The organism is Maridesulfovibrio ferrireducens, assembly GCF_900101105.1.
GTDB classification, from domain to species: domain Bacteria; phylum Desulfobacterota; class Desulfovibrionia; order Desulfovibrionales; family Desulfovibrionaceae; genus Maridesulfovibrio; species Maridesulfovibrio ferrireducens.
In genome coordinates, this window is the sequence record NZ_FNGA01000003.1 from 235,943 (window position 1) to 261,101 (window position 25,159).

Annotated in this window: 20 protein-coding genes, 2 tRNA genes and 1 pseudogene; 14 read left to right on the plus strand and 9 right to left on the minus strand. The window is 41.4% G+C overall.

Annotated elements, in window-relative coordinates; translation table 11 throughout:
- Positions 1-28 precede the first annotated feature (28 nt).
- From BLT41_RS10295 to BLT41_RS10310, 4 genes are all read left to right on the plus strand, one after another.
- The gene (locus BLT41_RS10295; protein ID WP_092160840.1) at positions 29-598 is read left to right on the plus strand and encodes a 4Fe-4S dicluster domain-containing protein; all 570 of its coding nucleotides are present in this window, start codon (positions 29-31) and stop codon (positions 596-598) included.
- On the plus strand, positions 595-1,518 hold the full coding sequence (locus BLT41_RS10300; protein WP_092160842.1) for a CoB--CoM heterodisulfide reductase iron-sulfur subunit B family protein: 924 nt from the start codon (positions 595-597) through the stop codon (positions 1,516-1,518). Before BLT41_RS10295 ends, BLT41_RS10300 begins: the two co-directional genes overlap by 4 nt.
- Positions 1,519-1,539: 21 nt before the next feature.
- Positions 1,540-2,445, plus strand: coding sequence for a universal stress protein (locus BLT41_RS10305; protein WP_092160844.1), 906 nt, complete (start codon positions 1,540-1,542; stop codon positions 2,443-2,445).
- Positions 2,446-2,509: 64 nt separating this feature from the next.
- Entirely contained in the window at positions 2,510-3,880 is a 1,371-nt protein-coding gene (locus BLT41_RS10310; RefSeq protein WP_244512245.1) for a (Fe-S)-binding protein, read from the plus strand.
- A gap of 15 nt (positions 3,881-3,895) precedes the next feature.
- Here BLT41_RS10310 and BLT41_RS17665 read toward each other — a convergent pair.
- The 3 genes and pseudogenes from BLT41_RS17665 to BLT41_RS10325 all read right to left on the minus strand — a co-directional run.
- A pseudogene (locus tag BLT41_RS17665) lies at positions 3,896-4,120 on the minus strand (tyrosine-type recombinase/integrase); the annotation flags it as partial.
- A gap of 501 nt (positions 4,121-4,621) precedes the next feature.
- Positions 4,622-5,053 carry a hypothetical protein gene (locus BLT41_RS10320; protein ID WP_092160848.1) on the minus strand — a complete coding sequence of 144 codons (432 nt, stop codon included), beginning with the start codon at positions 5,051-5,053 and terminating at the stop codon, positions 4,622-4,624.
- Between the two features lie 92 nt (positions 5,054-5,145).
- Complete coding sequence (locus BLT41_RS10325; RefSeq protein WP_092160850.1) at positions 5,146-5,970, minus strand: hypothetical protein; 825 nt, start codon at positions 5,968-5,970, stop codon at positions 5,146-5,148.
- Between the two features lie 289 nt (positions 5,971-6,259).
- Between BLT41_RS10325 and BLT41_RS10330 the strand changes: the two genes are divergently transcribed.
- The 3 genes from BLT41_RS10330 (at position 6,260) to BLT41_RS10340 (ending at position 10,927) form a co-directional block, all read left to right on the plus strand.
- Positions 6,260-7,819 carry a DUF4301 family protein gene (locus BLT41_RS10330; protein ID WP_092160852.1) on the plus strand — a complete coding sequence of 520 codons (1,560 nt, stop codon included), beginning with the start codon at positions 6,260-6,262 and terminating at the stop codon, positions 7,817-7,819.
- Positions 7,820-8,115: 296 nt separating this feature from the next.
- On the plus strand, positions 8,116-9,276 hold the full coding sequence (gene ercA / locus BLT41_RS10335) for an alcohol dehydrogenase-like regulatory protein ErcA (protein ID WP_092160853.1): 1,161 nt from the start codon (positions 8,116-8,118) through the stop codon (positions 9,274-9,276).
- Complete coding sequence (locus BLT41_RS10340) at positions 9,260-10,927, plus strand: PAS domain-containing sensor histidine kinase (RefSeq protein ID WP_092160855.1); 1,668 nt, start codon at positions 9,260-9,262, stop codon at positions 10,925-10,927. Before ercA ends, BLT41_RS10340 begins: the two co-directional genes overlap by 17 nt.
- A gap of 4 nt (positions 10,928-10,931) precedes the next feature.
- Here the strand turns inward: BLT41_RS10340 and BLT41_RS10345 are convergent, their stop codons facing one another.
- From BLT41_RS10345 to BLT41_RS10355, 3 genes are all read right to left on the minus strand, one after another.
- A complete protein-coding gene (locus BLT41_RS10345; protein WP_092160857.1) occupies positions 10,932-12,074 on the minus strand; it encodes a hypothetical protein in 1,143 nt (380 codons plus the stop codon).
- Between the two features lie 17 nt (positions 12,075-12,091).
- The gene (locus BLT41_RS10350) at positions 12,092-13,753 is read right to left on the minus strand and encodes a Na/Pi cotransporter family protein (RefSeq protein ID WP_092160858.1); all 1,662 of its coding nucleotides are present in this window, start codon (positions 13,751-13,753) and stop codon (positions 12,092-12,094) included.
- A 181-nt stretch (positions 13,754-13,934) separates the two neighbouring features.
- Entirely contained in the window at positions 13,935-14,411 is a 477-nt protein-coding gene (locus BLT41_RS10355; protein WP_092160860.1) for an OmpH/Skp family outer membrane protein, read from the minus strand.
- Positions 14,412-14,667: 256 nt separating this feature from the next.
- Between BLT41_RS10355 and pyk the strand changes: the two genes are divergently transcribed.
- Positions 14,668-16,089 (plus strand): pyruvate kinase, encoded by a 1,422-nt coding sequence (pyk, locus tag BLT41_RS10360; protein WP_092160867.1) that lies wholly within the window; start codon positions 14,668-14,670, stop codon positions 16,087-16,089.
- A gap of 63 nt (positions 16,090-16,152) precedes the next feature.
- Here the strand turns inward: pyk and BLT41_RS10365 are convergent, their stop codons facing one another.
- The 3 genes from BLT41_RS10365 to BLT41_RS10375 form a co-directional block, all read right to left on the minus strand.
- Positions 16,153-16,578: a cereblon family protein gene (locus BLT41_RS10365; protein WP_092160868.1), complete on the minus strand. Its 426-nt coding sequence runs from the start codon at positions 16,576-16,578 to the stop codon at positions 16,153-16,155.
- Between the two features lie 135 nt (positions 16,579-16,713).
- Positions 16,714-16,789 (minus strand) — tRNA-Asn (locus BLT41_RS10370).
- Between the two features lie 221 nt (positions 16,790-17,010).
- Positions 17,011-17,086: transfer RNA gene (locus tag BLT41_RS10375), tRNA-Asn, on the minus strand.
- A gap of 270 nt (positions 17,087-17,356) precedes the next feature.
- Here BLT41_RS10375 and lysS point away from each other — a divergent pair.
- The 6 genes from lysS to lpxD all read left to right on the plus strand — a co-directional run bounded on the left by lysS (position 17,357) and on the right by lpxD (position 25,159).
- Entirely contained in the window at positions 17,357-18,889 is a 1,533-nt protein-coding gene (gene lysS / locus BLT41_RS10380) for a lysine--tRNA ligase (protein WP_092161617.1), read from the plus strand.
- A complete protein-coding gene (locus tag BLT41_RS10385; RefSeq protein ID WP_092160869.1) occupies positions 18,886-20,115 on the plus strand; it encodes a lipoprotein-releasing ABC transporter permease subunit in 1,230 nt (409 codons plus the stop codon). The genes lysS and BLT41_RS10385 overlap by 4 nt, the downstream gene beginning before the upstream one ends.
- Positions 20,108-20,791 carry an ABC transporter ATP-binding protein gene (locus BLT41_RS10390; protein WP_092160871.1) on the plus strand — a complete coding sequence of 228 codons (684 nt, stop codon included), beginning with the start codon at positions 20,108-20,110 and terminating at the stop codon, positions 20,789-20,791. The genes BLT41_RS10385 and BLT41_RS10390 overlap by 8 nt, the downstream gene beginning before the upstream one ends.
- Positions 20,778-23,492, plus strand: a complete 2,715-nt coding sequence (gene bamA, locus BLT41_RS10395) for an outer membrane protein assembly factor BamA (protein WP_092160872.1) — start codon at positions 20,778-20,780, stop codon at positions 23,490-23,492. The genes BLT41_RS10390 and bamA overlap by 14 nt, the downstream gene beginning before the upstream one ends.
- A 104-nt stretch (positions 23,493-23,596) precedes the next feature.
- Positions 23,597-24,124 carry an OmpH/Skp family outer membrane protein gene (locus tag BLT41_RS10400; RefSeq protein ID WP_092160873.1) on the plus strand — a complete coding sequence of 176 codons (528 nt, stop codon included), beginning with the start codon at positions 23,597-23,599 and terminating at the stop codon, positions 24,122-24,124.
- 6 nt (positions 24,125-24,130) lie between these two features.
- The gene (gene lpxD / locus BLT41_RS10405) at positions 24,131-25,159 is read left to right on the plus strand and encodes a UDP-3-O-(3-hydroxymyristoyl)glucosamine N-acyltransferase (RefSeq protein ID WP_092160874.1); all 1,029 of its coding nucleotides are present in this window, start codon (positions 24,131-24,133) and stop codon (positions 25,157-25,159) included.

Here is a 25,159-nt window from a genome sequence, read left to right on the forward strand (position 1 = left end):
TAAACGGATATCTCAAGGATGGTGAACCATGAGTGGTGCAATCAGAGAGACATGGAGTCCTGCTACAGATGAATATCAGTCGACGCTAATCGAGCTGAAAGACATGGTGGCGGCGTGTATGCAGTGCGGAACTTGTACAGCGTCATGTCCCAACGGGTTTGCCATGGATGTAACCCCGCGCCGCATGTGGCGGATGATTCAGTTCGGCATGGTGGACCAAATTCTTGAGAGCCGGGCGTTCTGGTATTGTTCATCCTGTTATATGTGCACTCTTAGGTGTCCACGTGGACTTAAGCTTACTTCAGCGATGGGCGCGCTTAAGCGTCTTTCTATGCTGGATGGGAACAGAATAGCCAAGAAGAACGGCGCTTTTTACGAAGCGTTTATGGACGATGTGGAATCCTGTGGCCGGGCACAGGAACTCAGTCTTATGAATAGATTTTTCCTTAAGCGCAAGGATCCTGCATTGCCGATGTCCTTCATTCCGTTAGGAGTAAAGATGCTGGGCAAGGGGAAGTTGCATATACCAAATAATGCTCAACGCGGGCGGCTCAAAGCTATGTTCGCGAAGGCTAGGGAAATGGAGATTTCGTCATGAGGTACGCATATTATCCGGGGTGTTCTCTTCTGGAGAGTGCGCAGGAATTTGATGTGTCTGTCAGGGCTGTAATGGAGCGTCTGGGCGTCGTACTGGAGGAAATACCAGATTGGACGTGTTGCGGGGCGAGTGCGGCTGAGCCCGTCAGTAAACTTATGAATTATGCCCTGCCGGCTCGAAATCTTGCCATCGTGGAAAAAGAAATGGGAGGCATAGATGTGCTTGCGCCATGCAGTGCCTGTTATCTTAATCTGCTTAAGGTAAACAAAGAAGTTATAGGGAATAGAGGACTTCATGGCGAAGTGAATGAAGTGCTTTCCGCATCTGATCAGAGATATTTCGGCAATGTGAAAGTCCTCCATCTGCTTGATGTCCTTCTGAATGATGTGGGTGCCAAGTTAGTAAAAGAGAAGGTTACTGACGGACTGAAAGGGATGAAAGTTGCTCCGTATTACGGGTGTCAGATTCTCAGGCCTTATGCCGTCTTTGACGATCCGGGCAAGCCGACGTCAATGGAACCTGTTTTGAAAGCTTTGGGTGCAAACGTATATGAGTGGGATTACGGCAATCGGTGTTGCGGTGCTTCTCTTATGGTCGGACATCGTGATGTGGCAATTCAATCCGTGGCGGAAATTTTAAACGGAGCCAGTGATGCTGATGCCATAGTTACCGTTTGTCCTCTCTGCCAGATGAATCTTGAGGCATATCAGGCTCAGGCCGTTAAGGCCGGAGGAGCGCGTGTTCCGGTTTTATATTTATCGCAGCTTATGGGGCTGGCTTTTGGTTTTGGAGAGGATGTAATGCAATTGAAGAAAAATCTGACCATGACGGCTGGGGTCAGGGATATGATTAATAACAAGGTCTGGAGGCAACTGCGCCAGACGGAAAGTGGCGAAGAGTTGACAGGTGTTGAACCGTAAACCCTAACAAGGGAGCAGATTATGTTTAAGGACATCATTGTGGGTATTACTCCTACCGGAATTGATGATTTTGCTGTCAAGGCGGCTGCAGAGTTTGCCAGGAAGTTCGAAGCAAATCTATATCTGGTGCATGTCGCAGGTATGGCTCAAGGATGGGGTTCGGTTGAACGTCTTGAGCCTTCGGGTGAAACAGCTAAGCTCAAGGATCAGATTGACGGGATGTACGGCGAGGTGCTGAGAGATATTCCAAATTCTCAGATAATGGTCGTGCCGGGTATTCCTCATAACGAGCTTCTCCGTCTGGCGCGGAAGAAGAATGCAGATCTTGTCGTTATGGGGCCGCATACCAAGGAATATGAAGAAAAGCGTTCTAAGATGTGGGGCATGGCAGGCAGTACTCTTGAGCGGGTGAGTCAGAAGGCCCGTTGTCCTGTTATGGTTGTACATAAGGACGTGGTTTGCAAGGAGCCGTTGTTCGAAAACATTCTTATAGCCACTGATTTCTCGGATCAGGCTGAGTGTGCCGTGAGCTATGGAGCGCAGATGGCTCGACAGTATAAGGCTCGGTTGACGGTGATGCATGTAGCCGATTTAGAGGCAGAAAAGGATAAGCTCACGGCTCGTCTTGAAAGTGAGTACGGCCCTCGCTTGAGTGGCTTGGAAAACTGTTCGTATGAAGTGTGTACCGGTCAACCACCTATGGAGATTTTGAAGACGTCGCAAAATCTCCATGCGGATCTGGTTATAATGGCTCATCACTCCAAGGAGCAAGATCCTGAAAAGGCATTCATGGGATCTACTGTGGTACAGGTGGCGCTTAATGCGCCCAGCCCCACAATGAGCGTCAACCGCTACTTCGATTTGCGTTGCGGTTTGATGTACGATCAGACTGGAAATGTAATGGAAGCTGATTCCGCCAAGGTGTAGTTGGTCTCGTGTCAGGCGAAGTGACTGCTGCGAAAGAGAATGTAACTCTTCGGGGGTGGGATTTATGCCCCCGAAGAGAATAAATGGTGAAGTACCTCACCATAAGGAGCTGATCATGGACATGGTTATGCCGAAACCGATGGATGACGAAATTCGGGAGTTTTTGGATAAGTTCGATTTTAGTTCCTGTATGGTCTGCGGTACTTGTTCCAACGGGTGTCCCATAACCGACACTCCCGGTATGGAGGGGTGGGATACTCGCAAGGTTATGCGTATGCTGGCTTACGGCATGGTAGATGAAGTTGTGGATTCTAATTTTCCTTGGTTGTGCACCGGGTGCGGACGGTGTGCGTATTCTTGTCCTATGGGGATAGATATACCTGCTGTAATGGGACATATGAAAAGCTTGCGTGATCGTGACAAAGTGCCGGGTACTTTGCAGCAGGGGATGGTCAATAATGTGGAGACAGGAAATAATCTCGCCATAAAAAAGGATGATTATTTACTAGGTATGGCCGAGCTAGGGGAAGAACTGGACGAAGAGTTTCCGGGATTTTATGTTCCAGTTGATAAACAGAATGCGAATATCCTTTTTTTCCCGAATTCAAAGGAAGTCTATGGTGACTTTGAGGATCAGTTTTGGTGGTGGAAAATATTCTATGCTGCCAGAGAAAACTGGACCGTACCTTCTGAAGGGTGGGAAGCTGTGGACTGGGCTCTTTTTACGGGTAATTATGAGGCGAATAAGACGTTGGCCAAACGCAAGATAGATTTCATGAAAAAGCATAATATTAGTAGAATGATTATGCCGGATTGCGGGGGAGGTTCATACGGTTGCCGGAAGGGTATGGATAAATGTGTTATGGAAGATCCTAATAACGAGGTGGGTTTCACTTATCTTTATGATTATTTGATCCAGTTAATCAGAGAGGGCCGTATCAAGCTGGATAAATCAGTTCATGCGGGCAAGCGGTTTACTTGGCATGACTCCTGTAAGCATGGTCGTGAACTTGAACGTCATTTTGGTAAGGGGTATTTTGAAGAGCCGCGGTGGATTATTAACCAGTGTGTTGATGATTTTATGGATATGACTCCGAATAGGGGGCTTAATTATTGCTGTGGCGGGGGCGGTGGCATGTGGCCTATGCCTTATGAAGATGAGTCAGCTTGGCACGCTAGATATAAGTATGATCAGATCAAGCGTAGCGGGGCGGATGTCGTGGTCGTCGCTTGCTCCAATTGTCGTGACCAGATAATGAGGCGTATTCCTAAATACTATACAGAATACAAATATGAAGTGAAATATATATGGCAGTTGATTGCCGAAAGTTTGGTGCTGGAAGAGTGGGATGCTGACATGATAGCAAAGGGGCAGGCCGAAGCTAAAGCGCAGTGGGAGAAACTCGGAATAGATCTTACGGATGTAGAGTATTGATAAAAATGTATAGCTTCAGAGGTCGTAATGAAAAATAGCCATTCCGAGCACCACTCCTGATCTGAACGGCTCGGTGGAGCAAAAAGCTGGGTACGGCTGCAGGTGTGCATATCTTTCTGTCATTGCCAGAGTGGAATGGCCCATGAGTTTTGCCACTGTATACAAAGGAGTTCATCTCTGAACTAGCCAGCTTGCAAATGTATGACGTAAAGTATGGAAAACCACTTTTTGTCGACGATCCTGAAGGTTCAAGTCCTTCGTGGCCTACCACGCAAGTTTAGGGGTTTAGACAAATAGTCTAAGCCCCTTTTTCTTTTCAATAAATTATTCCCCATACTTTCCCCCATAAATTAAAAAAAGTTAAAAAAGTTTGTGTAAGCTCATCTTTTTAACTTTGTTCTATTGTTATGCCCTAATTTTGCTTGATTAAACCCAATTTAACCAAGTTGTAGAATAGGTATGCCTAACGCCGAAAAGTATAAATCCGTAGGGGTTCAAAGTACAGAAGTAAAGCCCTTTAAGAGTGAAATAAATCTGAAACTCAAATGGTGGCTGATGAAAATCTGTATTCAGGGCAGACAGGGCACAAAGGATAAGAAAGATAAGTGTATTTCTGATAAATTTAATTAAAATAGTAGCATATATCTTAATTCATCGGAATTCACGTGGAAATATTTTGACAAATTTAGTGTGTGTATTGCTATATCAAATAGTGTTTTATGCTTGAGAGTGAAAGTGAATTTATTTTGGTTTGTCTTGCTTTGTTTTAATTTGTTCAAAGAAAACTCTCAACACTTCAAACATTGAACTGGATATGTCATAAAAGGCTGAAAAAGAAGATAAAGTAAAAAAAGCAGTTATAAATATTGTGTAATTTTTACGGCTTATTTCTTCAATTGGAGATCTGATAAAAGGAATGTCACTATTAGGAAGAGCTGACACCATATAGATTATAAAAAGTGATGAAATTATAAAAATAAAATCTTTTTTTATACTGTTTACAAAGTTATAGTAAATTTTATCTTCAATATTATATTTAATAGCATTAAGTGCAAATTTTTCATTTGTAAGCATATTCAAAACGATTGCTATTGCAGCAACTGATGCTCCACTTACAATTCCAATAATATTTAAAGATAATTGCTCGATAGCGCAGTTAGAATCTCCATTCATAAGGTAAGCATATGCTAAAGATAAAGTTAGTACTATATAAAAGGTCCAAGTTTTAATGTATGCACATAAATATTTTATCATTTTATATTTGGTTATAGTTTGCTAATTATATTATATCCAAATGTTGTATCGAGGTCATCAGCATTAATGGTTTCGTATTTGTCAGAACTTTTAATTCTTCCTTTTTCACTAACGATTGTCCATTGACCTCCTTGCATTTCTACAGTTTGAACTTTTGCATCTAATGTGTTGTCTTTAATTATTTTTAATTCAGAATTTTCATTTGATAATTTTTCACTGTAATCAGTGATGTTTCTTTTTTGTTGCATTTCTTTAAGTGCAGCACGCATTTCGTCTCTTGTTCTTCCAGCAATATTGGGGGCAAGGTATTTAAATTCAATGTTCTTAATATGTTTAGACTCGTTAATAATATCCCAAAATCTACCTCGAATTGGTAATTGTTTTACCAGAACGGTAAACTGTTTAGATAAGATGTTAGTGAAAATGTTACCTAAGCAATCTGTCAAAGATTTAGGTGTCAAACCGATAGAATACTTCGAATTTTTTTCTAAATAGATGAGTTGTTTTTTGATATTAACTAGAAAGGCAACAGAGGGATGATCTTGTAAAAAAGTTTCAGTGATATGTTCTCCATCATCTTCTCTGATTTTTGTATTTTTGGATCTCGTGATACTTCCGGTTAAATAAATATTTTCTCTAAAATTTAAGTCTCTGAATTTTAACGTGATATTTTCAGCTAAACATGAAGTTTCAAAATTCATTATATCGCGAATCGAAGATGTTATAAACTCAACTGGAGTTTGATTCAGTTTTATGAGGCTAAATTCCTCTTTATATAATAGGTTAGGAAATGCGGAGATTGTGCAAATATAAAAATTTTTTTTGCGTGGGGCCATGATGAAACTCCTTTTTAGTGGAGAATTTATAGCCGACAGCTAAACTTTATTCAATGTAAAATAATAGGTTTATACTGATATTTTGGTTTCAGTGAAAAATGTTTCTGAATAGTTTTCCCCTCCCTCCAATTTTTTATCACATTTTTTTACTTTTTAGCTAAACACAGACGAAAATGTGTGCTATGGAAAGATAAGGTTGTCTTCTGATGTATGCCTGTGATTGTTGAGTGGTCGGTCAATACATGCAAGCGCATTGTTTTTCCTATTTTAAGACAAAGGAGAGCTGAATATGTCTACTGAAAAAGAATTCCGCGAAGTTGAGAAGAAGTTGCAGAATATTATAGGTGGCAGTATTTCGGCGCGTGTGTTGGCTGATCAGTTTATGCGGTTGAAAAAGGGATTTCCGGCAACGAATCTGGAACGTTCCTGTACTTTGAAAGACGGCATTTCAATTATTCCCGAAGAAGATAGAGATGGTTTGATTGGTATATTTAATGACGCTGTTGATATCGGACGTATAACTAAATTTGTGCCTGCATCCGGCGCTGCGACACGCATGTTTAAATTTTTGCTTGAGTTTCTGAAAACGGGTCATAAAAATTTTGAATCAAATCCCGATTGCGATGAAGCCTCTCTTCAAATGGCTCGTACTTTTGTAGATTCGCTCTCTAAGTTTGCTTTTTATGGAGAACTCAAAGAATCCATGAAGCAGGGCGGTGAAGATTTGGATGAATGTCTGGCACAAAATGACTGCCGGACAATTTTGGAATATCTGCTTACCGAAAAAGGGTTGAACTATTCACAGTATCCGAAGGGCTTAATTCCGTTTCATGTTTATGGGGATGGTTCTCGTACACCTTTCGAGGAACACATTTTAGAAGCAATAGAATATGCGAAAGATGAAGAGGGAAAGATTCGTCTGCATTTCACAATTGCTCCCGATAATGAAAAGAAGGCAAAAAAACATATAGCTGAAGCTCTCGGTAAATTCCCGGAGTTTGACTTTGATATTTCTTATTCTGAGCAGAGTCGCAAGACAGACACTATTGCTGTTGATTTAAATAATGAAATCTTTCGTACTGATGATAATAAGGTTCTTTTCAGGCCGGCCGGTCACGGTGCATTGCTTGTTAATTTAAATGAATTGAAGGGTGATATTGTTTTCCTTAAAAATATCGATAACGTAGTCCCCGATAACTTTAAAGCGGATACTATTGAATATAAAAAACTGCTCGGCGGTCTTTTAGTTTTGCTTCAAAGTCAGATTTTTGATTGTATTAAAATGCTGAAGAAGCCTTCTCTGACAGAGTTTGAAGTCGCGGTTACTTCCCTTTTTGTAGTGACAAGATTGCATATGACCTTACCGGCTGATTTCGTTAAAATGCCTCTGGTGACAAAAGCTGAGATACTTATTTCCAGGCTTAATAAGCCGATCCGTGTTTGCGGTATGGTAAAAAATCAGGGCGAGCCGGGTGGAGGTCCATTTTGGGTCGTCGGTTCTGATGGGATTATTTCACCACAAATTGTTGAGAAAAGTCAGGTTGATATGGATAGTTCTAAGCAGGTGGAAATTTTAAAGTCTTCAACTCATTTCAACCCTGTTGATATCGTTTGCGGACTGCGTGATTACCGCGGAAGACAGTTTGATCTGATGAAGTTTACTGATCCTGAAACAGGTTTTATTTCTTATAAATCTGAACAGGGGCGGAAGCTTAAGGCTTTGGAATTACCCGGGCTTTGGAACGGATCAATGGCAGACTGGCTTACTGTTTTTGTAGAGGTTCCTCTGAGTACGTTTTCACCTGTTAAAACAGTTAATGACCTTTTAAAGGATGAACATCAGCTTTAATTTATTCTTCTTGTTGTGGAGAGATTCTGTATAGATGTTTATAGCGTTGGTAGTATTGGAGACTGGCACTAAATCTGTTTCGTAGATTTTATACGCTAATAAAACATTTATACTATTTATATTGGAAAAGCCCGTCACGACTCTGACGGGCTTTTCGTTTTTTATAAAATAATAATTTTGTTTTCATGTTAAACGAATATAGATACAATTAAATTACTTCATATTTAATTAGGGTTAGCTAGGAGTATATTGAATTTTCGAATAGTATTTAGTTTTTATCTCATCCGGAGGCAGGAATGAAAGAGGTTATGGCGATGCGCAAATTTGTTGCACCCGAACTGGTTTTTGGTGCCGGTTCCGCTCTGCTTGCCGGGCAATATGCTGAAAACTTCGGAGCTAGAAGAGCGCTAATTGTTACTGACCCCGGTGTGTTTCGTTGCAGTTGGACTACTGCTGTAAAAGATAGTTTGAATAAGGCTGGGATTGAAACCTTTGTGTTTAGTGATGTCTCGGAAAACCCAAGAGATGTTGAAGTCATGAAGGGTGCTGAATTTTACAAAGAAAATAATTGTGATTGTATTGTAGCTGTTGGAGGTGGAAGCCCTATGGACTGTGCGAAAGCTATCGGCATAGTCACAACTAACAACGCTCATATTCTTTCTTTCGAGGGAGTCGACATGGTTGATTCTCCCGGACCTCCGTTAATTTGTATACCTTCCACAGCCGGCAGTTCTGCCGATGTTTCGCAGTTTGCAATAATAACTGACACTGTTCGTCATGTTAAAATCAGTATTGTCAGCAAGGCGATGGTTCCTGATGCCGCCCTTGTCGATCCTAGTCTCACAACCACAATGGGGTCGCAACTGACTGCAGCTACGGGGCTGGATGCTTTGACTCATGCTATTGAGGCGTACGTATCCAATGCAAATTCCGCTTTGACCGATCTCTTCGCCATTGACGCTATAAAATTGGTCAATGAGAATTTGGTTGCAGCTATTAAAGATCCTGATAATATTGAACTTCGCGGTTTTGTTATGCTGGGCAGTATGGAAGCTGGGCTTGCCTTTTCGAACGCGATACTCGGAGCTGTTCATGCAATGGCTCATAGTCTTGGCGGGCATTTGAATCTTCCGCATGGTGAGTGCAACGCCATACTTCTCCCTTATGTTATTAAAACTAATTTTTCTTACGCAGAAGACAGGTATACGGATATTGCTAAAGCTATGTCTGTTGATGTTGAAGGTAAAACTGCTGATCAGATATGCGAATCCCTTATAGATGTTATTGTTGCGCTTAGAAAGGATGCAGGAATAACAAAGACCCTTAAAGATTTCGATCTAAAAAGAGAAGATATTCCTAAGTTGGCAGAACTGGCTTTGAAAGATGCGTGTATGGTCACCAATCCTGTCGAATTAAGCAGCGAAGATGTAGAGAAGATTTATGAAGCGGCGTTCTAGATCAGATAGTAATGATAATGTTCGCAACAAGCTTATCGGGCTTGGTGAGAACTCAATGCGCAAAAGCTATTATCCGGAACTGCGTGACCGGATTAATGAGCTTGAGCGATTTAGAGCTTTGGTCGAGCATGCGAATGACGCTCTGTTTGTTCTGGATGCTTTTTCGTGGAGTTTTGCAGATGTTAACGCAACTGCTTTGAAAAAAACTAATTATTCTCGTGAAGAACTGGTCGAAAGCCCTCCCGAATCCATATTTCCTAAAAAGACATGTATCCTTATGCGCACTGTGATTGCTAACAGTGATGCAGGTCCTTCTCATGATGATGAAGGTATTTCTATCACTGAGCTTTTAGGTAAAGACGGAGTCAATGTTCCTGTAGAGATCACTGTACGAGTTCATTTTGTCGCAGGCAGGCTTTATCTCGTAATGGTTGCCCGTGATGTCACCCGTAGGCTTGCTGATCAGAGAGAGCTGCAAAAAACGCGTAACTATCTTGGCAACGTAATTGATTCTATGCAGTCGATTCTTGTCGGAGTGAATGAGGATTCGAGTGTTGTTCTTTGGAACGCTTACGCTGTGGCTGAAACAGGCGTTGTTGAGAAAGATGCGTTAGGAAATTATCTTTTTGATGTGATGCCTGAAGTTAGAAAATTTAAGCAGTTAATTGAGCGGACTATTCGAAATGAAGAAACGGGTGGTACGGAAATTTTTACGGTTGATCATTCTGGAGAAACCATTTTTTTTGAGATAGTAGTTTTTCCCTTTGAAGGTGAAGGGGAGTCCGGAGCTGTTATTCGTATTGATGACATTACAGCTAGGACCAGAATGGAAGAAGTTATGGTTCAAACTGAAAAGATGATGACAGTTGGCGGGCTGGCTGCCGGTATGGCTCATGAAATTAATAATCCTCTGGGAGGAATCCTTCAGGGCAGTCAAAACATTTTGCGCAGACTTTCTGCAGAATTTCAGAAGAATCACGAAGTTGCCCGTGAGTGCGGGGTAACTTTTGAAGCCGTTCATGCTTATTGTGAACGGAGAGGAATAATCTCTAAAGTTGAATCTATCCAGCAGCTTGGAAAGCGTTCGGCTAAAATTGTTGCGAATATGCTTCAATTTAGCAGGCAGACGGGAGGACAGCAGTCTTGCACAAGTCTTGTTGAAATTATGAATACTGCGATTGAACTTTCTTCCAGTGGGTATGATCTTTACCAAAAAAAAGGACGGGTCAGTTTAGATATTATTCGAGAGTTTGAGGAGAGTGTCCCTGATATTTTTTGTGCTCCGTCTGAAATTGAGCAGGTTTTAATTAATCTGATTAAAAATTCTGTGCAGGCTATTACATCTGCAAGAAAGGAAGATCCAAATAAAGTCGGTAAAATTTATGTCAGAATCGGGAGAGAAGGGAATAATGTAAGGCTTGAGATTGAAGACAACGGGCCGGGAATGGATGCAGATACTAAAAAGAAAGCTTTGGAGCCTTTTTTTACAACAAAAGGAATCGGAGAAGGGACCGGTCTTGGCCTTTTTGTTTCGTATTTTATCATCACCCAAAAGCATAAAGGAAGTTTTGTAATTGAAACCAGCCCGATGTTAGGAACAAAGATTGTAATTAAACTCCCTGTTGCCCCCGATTGTATCGGGCTGGATTAGGTCGTTACATATTATTTTTGATAGCTTCAGCTCTGTCTTCCATTTGTTTTGCAAGTTTAGAAAGAAGTTTGCTGCCTGATAAAATTGATTCTATTCTGTTGTGATCCGCTTTTACCCGCCTGAAAACCCACTGTGCTATATAGAACGCGTCATTTGGGGTGTCACATGGTCCAGTGCAGAAGGTTTTAATCTTGTCAGAAATTCCATTCTTGATTTTTTCTCTGACGATGATTGCATCTTTTAAAATTTTACCTGCATGGGAAGCCTTGTTTTTTGCTATTACGGATTGAGAATAATTAGACTCAGTCAGTTCTTTCTGAAAGACGGCGTTAGCTCTTTCAACTCTTTTTTCGGCTTTAATATACCCGTCCATAGCTTGAACAAGATCAGGATTTTCTGCAATTGAAGTAAGAACAGCTGCTACGTGCCGTAAAGGTGCTGCGCTGACTTTAAACATATCCGCCCGCTCTTTAGCTGTGAACGCGCGAATCTCGGATGCATCCCCCTTCACCGCGAATTTCTTTTCCGCAGTAATTCCTTTTTCTTCAACCAGATCAAGAAATGAGCTGTAGTATTTTTCATATGCCTTCGAAAGTGTTCCGGGATAAAGAAGATTTTCCCATATGGATTTTCTAGCTGAAATAATGTTTTCGGCTTCCGGCATAAGGCCCATCAAATTTAAACCGAAATATGTATTTATACCCTTAAAGGAAGCGGAACTATATCCACTTTTAGGTTTAAAAGGCAGAGATCCAGCCGGCTGATAGTTGTCAGCTACATATCCCGCAAGGTTTTCGAGAAAAACATCTGTTACTATGTCATTTTTAAATTTGTTTACGGTTTCAGCTATATTCGAAGTTGCTGTTTCAGCTGATTTTTTAGAACCGGATTGTGTTGTTTTTCCGGCAATATTATCAAGTGCAGTTTTATTTGCTGTTTCATTTCTTTCTGTGGCTGAAGGAGATTTTGCAACTTTTGATGTAATAGGAAGTCTGCCGCTTGATCCTGTTTCATGAATCCATGAGGGAGCTTCAACCCGTTCAGTCGTATCTTTTTCAGTGTCTTTGTTAATAAAGAATATTAATGCAGCAGCGGAAATAATAAAAACTACAGCGAAGATGATAATAGGAAGTTTGAATTTATTCATTAATATGCTCCATGATCTTACCAGTGACGGTTCCATGCAAATTTTATTGAGCCGGTTCCGGGGCAGCACGCGCCTGAACCGGGTTTCATAGCCATAAGGTAAATTGACCCTTTGGCTGATTGTTTAGCTATTCTTCTGATTTTTGAAAAAAGTTCCAACTGATCGACCATGTCTGGAACTTGTATAATACCCCGGCCTCCTGCTGAAAGAAGTTTTGCCTTAAGGTCGTGATAGGCTGATAACATGTCTGCTATCATGTTGTCGATTTGACAAAATTCCGCGGAGCATGGGTTGTCAGCAGTATTTAGTACACCGAGACATGAGTTGATAAACACCGTAATAAGATCGGAATCAGGCCCCAAAGATGCCGTATCAGGTGCTACTCCCTTTTTTGCAAGAGAGGCCGACAGAGTTCCTGATGTGCGGTAATATTGCAGTATCCGCAATGCCGTAGCTATCTGCTGTCCTTGAATTTCAGTTAGGGGTTGTGATTGCATTTTGGCGCAGAAAGTTCTTGAAGCCTCTATTAAATTTTCAAGCGAATCTTTATCTGAATTCAGGGCTGCATAGTTAAAGTTTGAATTCAGCCCTTTTCTCATAATTGATCTGGTTTCCACTCCGATGCGCTCCAGTTCAAGATTCAGAGCGTCAACCGCCAGCGAGGGGGAGTTTACGACATTTTTATCAAGATATTTAGGTCTATCTTTTTCATAACCTTTTCGGCCGATACTCCGTTCAAGAAATGTTACAAGGCGCTTTGTAAACGGCCACAATATTACTACTCCCAGAATATTAAAGAGCGTATGGAAAATTGCTAAAACAAATGCAGGTTCCCCGGTCATGCCCAGACTTTGAGTTGTAAATATAATTGCATTTAATAGAATAGGTAGAATTAGCAGTGCAACCAGCGCAGTGACTGTGTTAAAAATGATATGACCGATAGCAACTCTTTTGGCGTTGATGGTTGCACCGATTACTGAAAGGGCTGCTGTAGAGGTCGTTCCGATATTAGTCCCGATTACGGCTGCGGCCCCTTGATTCAAGTCCATCAAACCGGAAATTGTTGCTGTCAAAACTAGAGCCATCGCAGCGCTTGAACTTTGCATAAGCAGGGTGAGGATAATCCCTATGCCGAGAAATATAGGGAGGGATATAAATCCGGTGCTGGCAAATGTTGATAGATCAAGAGTGGATTCAATGCCTTTAAAGGATTGTTGAAGTGTAGAAATTCCGAGAAAAAAAAGACCGAATCCTGCTAAGGCATCGCCGAAGTAAGCTCTTTTGGAAATCGAACCCGTGAGCCTCAAAATTGCACCGCAGGCAATCAGCGGCAGTGCCAGTCCTTTAATATTAACATTGAAGCCCGCAGTTGCGACAATCCAGCCTGTTACTGTCGTTCCTATGTTGCTGCCGTAAATGACTCCGATAGATTGAGTAAGTGTAAGCAGTCCGGCGTTTACAAATCCAATTACAGCAACAGTGACCGCACTGGAAGATTGAACAAGGGCTGTGATAAAGAAACCGGAGATTAGTCCCCGTCCCGGATTTTTGGTCCATTCTCCCAGAAGCCGGCGGAGTGAGTGTCCGGCGGCGTGCCTGAGTCCCTGCGTCATAAGGCGCATTCCGATAAGGAAAAGCCCCAGTCCACCTAGAAGATTTGCGAGAAGTGTAAATGTCATATTTTTTAATGTATGGGATTGAATTCAAGTGCTTTTATTATTCAAGATAATTGCCTGAGACAATTTAAAAAGCAAGTGTCAGGTCTGAAAAGTAACAGAATTGTTTGAAATAAGAAAACCCCCCTCACATTTTTTGCGAGGGGGGTCTTTCTAATCAAATAAGCGGAGTAGCTTTTTTAAACTATTCAGCTTTGACTTTAATATCCATTTTATCCATTGCTTCGATGATTGCAGCACTGATGTCTGAAGCTTCGTCATAGCTTACGGCTGATTCTACTGAGAAGACAGCGGACATGCCGTTTGCTTTGCGATAATCGTCAACAGCTTTAGTGAAGCCAGCGTTAAGAGTTTCAACTATGCGATTCTGTTCAGCTCCCATTTTGGTCTGGTATTCGCTGAGAGCTTCCTGGAATTTGCGTGCATTGTCTTCAGTCTGGTTGCCTGCAAGTTCTTTCTGCATGTCTGTGAAAGTAGACTGGAAGCTTTCGCTTGCCTTTTTGAGGTATTCCATGCCTTCAGCACCGGCTTTGCATTCTTTAAATACTTTGTTTGTATCAACAAAACCAACCTTTGCTCCAGCTGTTTCCTGCTGTTGACAGCCTGCAATAAAAGCTGAGATGACAATAAGTGCAATTAATGTAAGTATTTTTTTAGACATCGAATTCTCCACTGTTAGATTTTAATTTTTAAGCTCTGTATAAACAGACAAATGCTCCTTTAAGCTAAAAAAAGTGACATTGGCAAGAAATCGAAGCAAAAAATTAACATGGTAGACATTTTTTTATTATGGTTTAAGATACTAAGTATTCATGTTGACGAAATTAATGTCTTATTGTTTGATTTAAAAAAAGCAAAATATATCGTGATATAAGCAGTTCTTGCTTAGAAATATATAAACTCGTGAGGACAGGAATATGAGAACCAAAGTTATCGCCACATTAGGTCCGGCCTCTGGAAGTGTTGAAATTATACGCAAAATGGTTCTTAACGGAGTAAGGATTTTGCGTTTAAATTTTTCTCATTCTGATGCCGAAAGCTTTCGTCCGGTTGTCAAAATGATTCGAGAAGTTGAAAAAGACCTTGGAATTCCTCTGACTATTATGGGGGATTTGTGTGGTCCTAAAATCAGAGTCGGTGTAATTGCCGGCGCACCTCTTAATATCGGACAGGACGCTGATGTCTATTTGGGAATGTCTGAGGAAAGCGGTAAGTATTCGGATTGTCCGTTTATTCCGCTTGATCAGCCTGAATTGCTTCATGGTCTTGAAACGGGAATGCTTGTTTCTTTAAGTGACGGAATTTTGCAGTTTTTAGTTACTGAAACTATTATTAAAGATAAACTTTACAAACTTCAGGCTCAGAATGCAGGTATTTTGTCCTCCCGCAAGGGGATTGCATTTCCAGGTAAGAATCTCGCATTGGCTGCTTTTACTGAAAAGGACAAAGTTGATCTTATCGGTGCAATTGAAATCGGCCTTGATGCTATCGCGATGTCTTTTGTTCAGACACCTAAAGATGTCGAAGATGTTAAAGCGGAAATGCATAAGCTTGGAGCTTGGCTGCCGGTTGTTGCTAAAATTGAACGTCAGAACGCCGTAGATAATATAGAAGAGATTCTAAAAGTTGCCGATGCTATTATGGTTGCACGCGGAGATTTAGGTCTTGAGTGTAAATTGTCTTCCGTTCCTGTAATTCAGAAAAAGTTGATCAGGGCGTGTCGCCATGCTCAGAAGCCTGTAATCGTCGCAACTCAGATGCTTCTTTCAATGGTAAAGAATCCTATTCCAACACGCGCAGAAGCTAATGACGTGGCAAATGCGATTATGGACGGTGCTGATTGCTGCATGCTTTCCGAAGAAACAGCTATCGGTGATTATCCCGCAGAGACTGTTGGTTTTATCCGCGAAATTGCAGAGGCTACCGAGCCTTATTATCTTGAAAGAATTGACGGACCTTATAAGCCTACAAAAGAAATCAATCCTATCAAATATCTGAGTTACTCTGCGTGTTTGCTTGCAGACAACATTGATAGTCCTGCGATACTTTGTCATTCAAGCAGCGGTGCATCTGCTAAGATTATTTGCAGCCGTAGACCTAGACAGCCTATTCATTGCCTGACTCCCGATAAGAGTGTTCCGGCTTACTTGAATTTCTTCTGGGGTATGACTCCGGTTATAACTGATGCGACAATTCCTGTTCACAGAGCTCGTCTCGAAAGATATCTGGAAGGGAATAAAGATTTCCCTAGAGGAAAAGGTTACATCCTTGTTTCCGGTCAGCCTACACCGGGGCAGACTGAATCAAAAACTAATGAAATTAAATTGTATTATAAATAGATTTAGTAATTAGAAATTAAGAATTAAGCCATTCTGGACTATATTAAGTTCAGGATGGCTTTTTTATTTGGCTGAATTTTTAATTTTATCTTTAATGAGACCGAAAAAAGAATTGGAATCAGAAGTGAATTTCCATCCAAGATGGGAAAAACATTTTCCGCAGAACGTAATTTGCCATGAGTAACCTGAAAACCATGTGAATTCAGAAGAAGGGGGCCCTTCCGTCAAACAGCCGCTTGCATTCGAAAAACATCTAAGCTGAAAGACATAGCCGTGCGGATTGAAGAATGAATGCTCGTGGCTGTCGTTTACTTGAATGGCAAAGGTTGGCTTGGTTAACTTATGCTCGCATTCTTTACAGATAATGAATTGTTCATACTTTGACGTGTTAAGCTCTGAATCGTCCTGTAAACCATTGCGAACGGAAGAATTGGTGTCTCTTGCCGTTTTGAGCAGAGACATTGCTGTGGGATGCGAGAGGTTGTTCATAGCTGATTGTAGCGCGCGAAAGGAGATCTGAAAAGAAGGGTGTTGCTGTATTGTCTGCTTGCGGGGCGGAGAGTTTCAAAAAACGATAAAAAACAAAAAAGGCTGTTTTCTTTCGAAAACAGCCTTGTTTTAATCTGGCTCCCCGGGAGGGACTTGAACCCCCAACCTAGTGATTAACAGTCACCCGCTCTGCCGATTGAGCCACCGAGGAATATTCACTGCGACAGTTTCCCGTCGCGACGAAGAGATATCTACGGATTTGACGTGAAGTTGTCAAACATTATCTGCATTTAAATTGATTTTTTTTAAAATAACTTCAATGCATCTATATATAATAGCAGTGATAAACAGAGTAATGTCAAATTTAAAAAAATAGAATTGTATAGAAAACAGAAAAGGCTGTTTTCTTTCGAAAACAGCCTTATTTTAATCTGGCTCCCCGGGAGGGACTTGAACCCCCAACCTAGTGATTAACAGTCACCCGCTCTGCCGATTGAGCCACCGAGGAATATACGCGCTGTGCATTTCACTGCAGCAACGAAGATGGGTTTTACGTATTTGGCCGTCACATGTCAAACCTTTTTTTGAAAAAATATTTGTCGGCGTTGGGTGGCTATAAAATATGTACTTTCTTGACGACAAAGGGTATTTAGCTTAGGCAAACAACGGATCTCGTATTTTTCTAGACTTTATTCGGTTACGGAGAATTAATAAGTTGAGCGGCGACAAAAAGAAGCAAATAAAGCTAGCAACCAAATCAGAGCACGTGGCATCATTTATGCCTCTGCTTGAGGCTCTGCAAGCTCAGAACGAACTCAATCAGGTTCTGAAGAATCGTGTGGAAAAGGCTTGTACTCTTCTCGACGAAGGTGTGAAACTTTACCCCAATGACTTCAGTAAAGATACAGATGTCTCATTTATATGGGACAATTACGACAAAACTGCTACTGAGGAGTTAGATACTCTCGGTAAAAAGTTTAAGATGGCAGGCAGGGTTCTTACTCTGCGTTCCTTCGGTAAAGTCGCATTTTTTCACCTTCAGGATCCTACAGGTAGGATCCAGGTTTATGCTGCAAGGGACGACCTTGGTGCGGATCTGTACAAAATTTTTAAGAAATTCGATATTGGTGATATTGTAGGCGTTGAGGGAGAACTCTTCAGAACTAAAACTGACGAGTTAACTCTGAAAGCGTGCGCAGTCACTCTTATCACTAAATCCATGCGTCCACTTCCTGAGAAGTATCACGGACTTAAGGATGTAGAGACCAGATATCGTCAGCGTTATGTCGATCTGATCGTTACTCCTAGAGCTCGTGAGATTTTCCAGAAGCGGACGAAAATTGTCGGGGCTCTGCGGAACTATCTTGATAATATGGGCTTTATGGAAGTGGAAACTCCCATGATGCAGTCTATTCCCGGTGGTGCTGCGGCAAAACCTTTTGAAACATACCATAATGCACTTGATATGAAGCTTTATCTGCGTATTGCACCTGAGCTTTATCTTAAACGTCTTTTGGTTGGTGGTTTTGAAAAAGTTTATGAGATTAATCGTAACTTCCGTAATGAGGGTATCGACACTCAGCATAACCCGGAATTCACAATGCTTGAATTCTATTGGGCGTATGCCAACTATGTGGACCTCATGGATCTTACCGAAGATATGATTTCTAAGGTATGTCATGCTGTTAACGGCGATACTAAAGTTAACTATCAGGACGAAGTTATTGATTTGACTCCCGGGGCGTGGCATCGCGTAACGTTCCATGATTCTTTAGAAAAAATCGGTGATGTTTCTCCGGAAATATACAATGATTATGATAAGTGTAAGGATTTGGTCAAAAAACTTGGCGAAAAAGCTGTTGAGGGTGAAAAACTCGGTAAGCTTCAAGCTAAACTGTTTGACCTTCTTGTTGAACCTAAGTTGATTCAGCCTCACTTTATCTATCTTTATCCTACGGATATATCTCCTCTTTCCAGAAGAAATGAAGAGAATCCGGAACTTACCGACCGCTTTGAACTTTTCGTCTGTGGACGTGAGCTTGCCAATGCGTTTTCTGAGCTTAATGACCCAGTTGACCAGCGTTGCAGATTCTTGGAACAGGTTGAAGAAAAAGAAGCCGGTGACGATGAAGCCCATCATATGGATGAGGATTATGTTCGTGCTCTCGAGTACGGGATGCCTCCGGCGGCAGGGCAGGGTATCGGTATCGATAGACTGGTTATGCTGCTGACAGACAGTTCCTCTATCAGAGAGGTTATTCTGTTCCCGCTTCTGAGAAGTGAAACAACTTCCGGCACTGGTGGCGCATGAAATTTGAGTTGTTCGTCGCATTAAGATATTTGTTCACACTGAGGAAGAATTCCTTCATCTCAGTAATATCACTTTTTGCAGTATGCGGCGTGGCAATTGGAGTTGCGGCTTTGATTGTTGTTCTCGGTGTAATGAATGGCTTTTCTACAGATCTGAGAGATAAAATTCTCGGAGTTAATGCTCATATAATCGTGACAGCATATGACGGTACTTTAGATAATTATCATCATATGGTAGAAAAAATAGAAAAATTAAAGGGCGTTACAGGCGTAACGCCCTTTATCTATTCTGAAGTGATGCTTTCCAGCAATGGCGGAGTTAAAGGTGTTGTTTTACGAGGCCTTGATTCTTCTACAGCTAAAGGGGTTCTGAGTTTACCCGGAAATATTATTTCCGGTAGTGTGGACTCGTTGTCTAAAGAAAGCAAAATGCCTGAAATTGTTATCGGAATACAGTTGGCTAAAAGGCTTGGACTTGTTATTGGAGATTCAGTTAATCTGCTTTCTCCGACAGGAAAGCAAAGTGCAGCTGGTTTTACTCCGAAAGTGCGCATATTTAAGGTCGGGGGAATTTTCAGAACAGGCATGTTTGAATACGATTCCTCTTTGGCTTACATAAGTAATAAAGCTGCGCAGAATCTACTTGGTTTTAAAAGAGATTTTGTGTCCGGACTCGAGATACGCGTTGACGATGTTTACGCTGTTGATCAGATCGGTAAACATTTAGCTAAAGAACTTTCTGGATATCCAGTGCAGATAAGAAATTGGCAGCAGATGAATGCCAATTTGTTTGCCGCTTTGAAGCTGGAAAAAACAGCAATGTTTATCATTCTGGCAATGATTGTTTTGGTCGGATCATTCAGCATCATAACTACATTAGTTATGTTGGTTATGCAGAAAACTAGAGATATTGCGGTGTTGATGTCCATGGGGGCAACAACTGGAAGTATCAGAAGAATTTTTATGTGGCAGGGAACATTAATAGGATTGATCGGAACAAGCTTAGGGTATCTGATCGGGGTGCCTGTTGCGCTTCTTCTTAAGAAGTATCAATTTATTAAATTACCAAGCAATGTTTATCCTGTTGATTATCTACCTGTAAGGATGGACATGTTGGACTTGACCATAATTGGTGTTTCGGCGTTTTTGCTTTGTTTTCTGGCTACTTTGTATCCGGCAAGACAGGCTGCAGCTCTTGAACCCGCGAAGGCTCTGAGATATGAGTAGTTTACTTTATGAACTGACTGGTATCGGTAAAGAATTCGAAGGTCCGACTGAGATTGTTCAAGTACTTAATAATATAAATTTGAATGTTGAATCCGGTGAATCCCTTGCGATTATGGGGTCGTCAGGTTCAGGAAAAACTACTCTTCTTCATATTTTAGGGACACTTGATACCGCCAGTAGGGGTAATATTGATTTTGCAGGAATGAATTTTAATGATATGCCTGCTGAGAAGCGGGCACAAGTCAGGAATCGGGAAATAGGTTTTATTTTCCAGTTTCATCACTTACTTCCAGAGTTTACTACTTTGGAAAATGTTGCACTGCCAGCCATGGTGGCAGGTATCAGTCAGAAAAAAGCCTCTGCAATGGCTCGTGAAGCTCTTGTACTGGTCGGGCTTGAAAATCGGCTTGACCATAGGGTTACCACACTTTCCGGAGGGGAAAGGCAGAGAGCCGCAATCGCGCGAGCCGTTTTGCTTAAGCCGAAAGTTTTGCTGGCCGACGAACCTACTGGTAATTTGGATGAAAAAACAGGGAAGATGGTTGGTGAAATGCTGGTTTCCCTTAATGAAGAACTAGGAATGACTCTTATAGTTGTGACACATAATATAGAATTGGCCGGTATTATGAAACGCCGGCTTGAGTTGCGTTCCGGAGAACTTTATGCCCAGAATTAGATTTCTGTTTTTGCTGATTGCGGCAACTCTCGCGTTTTTGCTCAATTCAGGAGCTCAAAAAGCACAAGCTGAAGATGCCTCCAGTATTGTGCTTGCCGTACTTCCTTTTGAAGTAAATGCTAATGCGGATACTCAGTATCTTAAGGACAGCCTGCCCACTCTTGTTTCAGATAGATTGCGTGAGGCTGGTTTTAGAGTTGTTGATCAGAAAAAAGTGATGCAGCTTGTTGATGAACAGGGTTACGAATTTTTGAACATACAGTCGGCAAAGGACATGGCTCTTCTCGCTGGTTCAGGCTACTCTATATATGGTAGCTTCAGTCAGATCGGTGAAGATCTAAGCCTTGATGTCCGTTTAGTTGAAGCCTTTGGCATGAAGCCGGCTGTTCCGTTATTTGTGAGCAAAAAAGGATTGATTAATCTTTTGCCTGCTGTTGATGAGCTTGTTGCAAAAGTTAAACTTGAATTGCTTAGTCAGGATAAAATTGCAGATGTCGAAGTTGTAGGAACCAGAGTTCTTGATAAAGACGTCGTTATGATGCGGACTAATATTAAAGTCGGCGATATATACACTCCATATAAAATCAATGCAGATCTCAAAAACATTTACGCTCTCGGTTATTTTGAAGACGTAAAAGTTAAAGTCAGTGATGTGCCCGGTGGAAAGAAAATTGTTTTCGAAGTTGTGGAAAAACCACGCATTCAAGCAATTACCGTTCAGGGTGCTGACGCAATAGATTCAGAAGATATTCTTTCTGCCGTCAATACTAAAAAGGGTGCAGTTCTCAACCCTAAAGTTCTTTCTGATGACCTTAATACCGTGCGTGAAATGTACCGTAAAGAAGGTTATTATAAGGCCAAAGTCGATTATAATGTAGACGGTGAAGGCGCTCAGGCCCGTCTTAATTTAAAGGTTGATGAAGGCAAGAAGCTTTATATTGAAGGCATTATTATTCAGGGAGCTGAAAAGCTGGACCCTGAAGAAGTTAAAGCTCAGCTTGCTCTTACTGAGAGAGGGTGGCTTTCATGGTTTACTAAAACCGGAGTACTCAAAGAAGAGCTGCTTGAACGTGATGCCGCTGCTATTCTAGCGTATTACGGTAACCGTGGATTCATCAAAGCAAAAGTCGGTGAACCGGAAGTTGAAATAAAAGATGACGGAATATATGTGACTTTTCAGGTTTCTGAGGGCGATCGCTACAAAGTCGGTCGTGTTGAACTCAGAGGTGACTTGATTGTTAAAAAATCCAAGTTGAAGGAAATTATTGCTGCCGATGATATGGCGGACGGCGGAGAATATCTTGATAGATCTGTCCTGCGTGAGGACATGAAAGCTCTTTCAGATTTCTATGCGAACTTCGGTTATGCATACGCTGATGCCAATATTCAATTCGATCAGAATTCCGAAGATAAAACAGTTGCAATTACTTTCATGATTTCTAAGCGTCAGAAAGTTCATATCAGAAGGGTCATTATCGAGGGTAATTCAAAAACTCGTAATAATGTAATACTTCGCGAAATGCGTCTTGCTGATGGCGATCAGTTCAGTGGGTTTAAGCTTCAACGTTCAATTGTCAGGCTGAATAAGCTGGACTACTTCAGTGAAGTTGATATTGAGCCGATTCCGACTGGTGACCCCAGTGAGATGGATTTGAAAGTTAAGGTTAAAGATAAAAACACTGGTATGGTCAGTGGTGGTATCGGATATTCTACCTCGGACAGTGTGTTCGTTTCAGCCAAAATTACTGAACGAAACTTGTTCGGGCGCGGTTGGGACTTCGGTCTTAACGGTGGTTGGAGCTCAAAGAGTATCAGCTACGGTCTTAACTTCTATAACCCACGTGTAGGCGATACTTTGTGGGGAGCAGGAGCTCAGACCTATTGGCGTAATGAAGACTTTGACGATTATGATAAACAGACAATTGGTGCAGGTATTGAAGCCTCTTATCCAGTCGGAGAGTATACAAACTTCTTCACTAACTATCGTTTGGATAACTATTATATTTCAAACGTTTCAAAGACAGCTGCTCAGTCAATTAAAGATATTGAAGGGTATAACTGGTCGAGTATTGTAACTGCAGGTTTTAAGAGAGACACCACTAATAAGGCGTTTAACCCTTCAACGGGTACTCTTAATACCGCAACAGTTGCTATGGGTGGCGGTATTTTGATGGGTGATGACTCTTACGTCAAGTACACCTTAGATTCTAACTATTTCACTCCTGTGTTCTGGGATTTGATTTTCCACTGGAGAGGTAAAGTTGGATTTATTCATGACAACTTCGGTGATGGTGATATTCCAGTCTTTGAAAAGTTCTACTTAGGTGGAATTAATGATGTCCGAGGTTACTCTTCAAGAGAAATATCTCCTCGTGACAGTGTCTCCGATGACCGAATCGGTGGTAATAAGATGATGTTCATGAACTTCGAGCTTCTATTCCCAATTAATGAGGAATTCGGGCTTGTTGGTGTAACCTTCTTTGATATTGGTAATACATGGGGAGAAGGGGACAGTTTCTTCACTGATACTAAGCAGGCAGATGGAAACGATCTAACGCTCGGACTGTACAAAAGTATAGGAGCTGGTATAAGATGGTTCTCTCCAATGGGACCGATCAGGGTTGAATATGGTTACGGTCTGGATAAACTTAAAGACAGCAGCCGTCATAAGATCGAGTTTTCAATGGGGCAGTTCTTTTAAAATAGTTTGATAATAATTATTGAAGAGTAAGGGCATGTCCGGGGTTACCTGACATGCCTTTTCGACTAATTCGAGTCGTTAGATAATATAAGGAGTAGAGAGTAATGCGTAAAATTTTATTTTTAGTTCTGGTTTTAGTCCTAGCTTTTCAGGCACATGCTTTTGCTGGCACTCAAAAAATCGGTGTGGCTGCAATGGGCAAACTGATAAAGGATTCTGAGGCTGGACAAGCTGCTCAAAAGCAGATGGAAAAGAAGTTTGTATCTGCTAAAAAGAAGCTTGAATCTAAGCAGAAGGAACTTGAAGCGCTTAAGCAGTCTTTGCAGAAACAGAGTCTTGTTCTTTCTCTTGAAGCTAAACAGGATAAAGAATTAGAGTTCAAACGCAAAGTTCGCGATTACCAGGACCTTGCTCAGGCTACTCAGAGAAAAATGCAGGCTGAAGAGCAGAAAGTTGGAACTCCTGTTTTAGAAATTATTAAAGCAGCGGTTGATACATATGCTAAGAAAAATTCATTTATTGCTATTTTTGATAAAGGATCTTCCGGATTTCTTTATGTAGACGAAACTATCGATGTAACAAATGAAATTCTTCTCGAAATGAACCGTGCTTACAGAGCAGGTAAAAAGTAGGGATTTATGCTTTTATCAGAACTCGCAGCCCTGCTGGGGCTTACTATATCAGGTAAAGATACTGAAATTACCGGAGTCAATACTCTGGAAAATGCCGGATCAAGCGATCTTTCATTTTTAGCTAACCCTAAATATGAAGCTCAGCTCGCAACGACGAAGGCTGCAGCTGTCGTGCTTAATGCAAAATATGCGGATCAAGTTGAGTCTGCTATATTGAGCGAAAATCCGTATATGGATTTAGCTAAGGCTATGCACGTGTTTTCTAAGCCTCAAGGGTGTGTCGAAGGCATTCATGAACTTGCCTTTATTCATCCTGAAGCTGAAGTTGATGAAACAGCTACAGTTTATCCTTTTGCTTTTGTGGGAAAAGGGGCAAAAATTGGCCCTAACTCAAAGATTTTTGCCGGTGTTTATGTTGGCGAAGACTGTGAGATAGGTTCCGGATGTTGCCTTTATCCGAATTGTTCTATTATGGCCCGTATAGTTATCGGTTCCGGGGTTATCATTCAACCCGGTTCAGTTATCGGCGGTGACGGTTTTGGTTATGCACAGGTTTCAGGAAAGCATATGAAGATTCCTCAAATCGGTACTGTCAAAATCGGTGACCATGTAGAAATCGGATCAAACACCACAATTGACAGAGCTGCGCTTGATGTTACAAAAATCGGTTCAGGAACTAAGATAGATAACCTCGTCCAGATTGCTCATAACGTTGTAACTGGCGATGATTGTTTAATTATTTCTCAGTCCGGTATAGCTGGAAGCACAAAGCTCGGTAATAATGTCATTTTGGCTGCTCAGGCCGGATTGGTAGATAATATTAAAATTGGAGACGGGGCAATTATTGGCGCTCAATCCGGAGTTTCCAATGATGTGCCGGCTGGTTTTGTTGGAGCTGGTTCTCCTCTTCTTGAAAAAGGTAGATATTTGAGAAGTTCAATCTCAATTAAAAAGCTTCCGGATATGGGGCGAAAGCTTTCAGCTCTGGAAAAGCGTATTGTAGCTCTCGAGGCTGAGCTGGCAAAAGGAAAATAA

Excerpts from the sequence above, each read along its gene's own strand:
- BLT41_RS10295 (WP_092160840.1), top strand. The coding sequence starts at position 29 with ATGAGTGGTGCAATCAGAGAGACATGGAGTCCTGCTACAGATGAATAT.
- BLT41_RS10300 (WP_092160842.1), top strand. The coding sequence starts at position 595 with ATGAGGTACGCATATTATCCGGGGTGTTCTCTTCTGGAGAGTGCGCAG.
- BLT41_RS10305 (WP_092160844.1), top strand. The coding sequence starts at position 1,540 with ATGTTTAAGGACATCATTGTGGGTATTACTCCTACCGGAATTGATGAT.
- BLT41_RS10310 (WP_244512245.1), top strand. The coding sequence starts at position 2,510 with ATGCCCCCGAAGAGAATAAATGGTGAAGTACCTCACCATAAGGAGCTG.
- BLT41_RS10320 (WP_092160848.1), bottom strand. The coding sequence starts at position 5,053 with ATGAATGGAGATTCTAACTGCGCTATCGAGCAATTATCTTTAAATATT.
- BLT41_RS10325 (WP_092160850.1), bottom strand. The coding sequence starts at position 5,970 with ATGGCCCCACGCAAAAAAAATTTTTATATTTGCACAATCTCCGCATTT.
- BLT41_RS10330 (WP_092160852.1), top strand. The coding sequence starts at position 6,260 with ATGTCTACTGAAAAAGAATTCCGCGAAGTTGAGAAGAAGTTGCAGAAT.
- ercA (WP_092160853.1), top strand. The coding sequence starts at position 8,116 with ATGAAAGAGGTTATGGCGATGCGCAAATTTGTTGCACCCGAACTGGTT.
- BLT41_RS10340 (WP_092160855.1), top strand. The coding sequence starts at position 9,260 with ATGAAGCGGCGTTCTAGATCAGATAGTAATGATAATGTTCGCAACAAG.
- BLT41_RS10345 (WP_092160857.1), bottom strand. The coding sequence starts at position 12,074 with ATGAATAAATTCAAACTTCCTATTATCATCTTCGCTGTAGTTTTTATT.
- BLT41_RS10350 (WP_092160858.1), bottom strand. The coding sequence starts at position 13,753 with ATGACATTTACACTTCTCGCAAATCTTCTAGGTGGACTGGGGCTTTTC.
- BLT41_RS10355 (WP_092160860.1), bottom strand. The coding sequence starts at position 14,411 with ATGTCTAAAAAAATACTTACATTAATTGCACTTATTGTCATCTCAGCT.
- pyk (WP_092160867.1), top strand. The coding sequence starts at position 14,668 with ATGAGAACCAAAGTTATCGCCACATTAGGTCCGGCCTCTGGAAGTGTT.
- BLT41_RS10365 (WP_092160868.1), bottom strand. The coding sequence starts at position 16,578 with ATGAACAACCTCTCGCATCCCACAGCAATGTCTCTGCTCAAAACGGCA.
- lysS (WP_092161617.1), top strand. The coding sequence starts at position 17,357 with ATGCCTCTGCTTGAGGCTCTGCAAGCTCAGAACGAACTCAATCAGGTT.
- BLT41_RS10385 (WP_092160869.1), top strand. The coding sequence starts at position 18,886 with ATGAAATTTGAGTTGTTCGTCGCATTAAGATATTTGTTCACACTGAGG.
- BLT41_RS10390 (WP_092160871.1), top strand. The coding sequence starts at position 20,108 with ATGAGTAGTTTACTTTATGAACTGACTGGTATCGGTAAAGAATTCGAA.
- bamA (WP_092160872.1), top strand. The coding sequence starts at position 20,778 with ATGCCCAGAATTAGATTTCTGTTTTTGCTGATTGCGGCAACTCTCGCG.
- BLT41_RS10400 (WP_092160873.1), top strand. The coding sequence starts at position 23,597 with ATGCGTAAAATTTTATTTTTAGTTCTGGTTTTAGTCCTAGCTTTTCAG.
- lpxD (WP_092160874.1), top strand. The coding sequence starts at position 24,131 with ATGCTTTTATCAGAACTCGCAGCCCTGCTGGGGCTTACTATATCAGGT.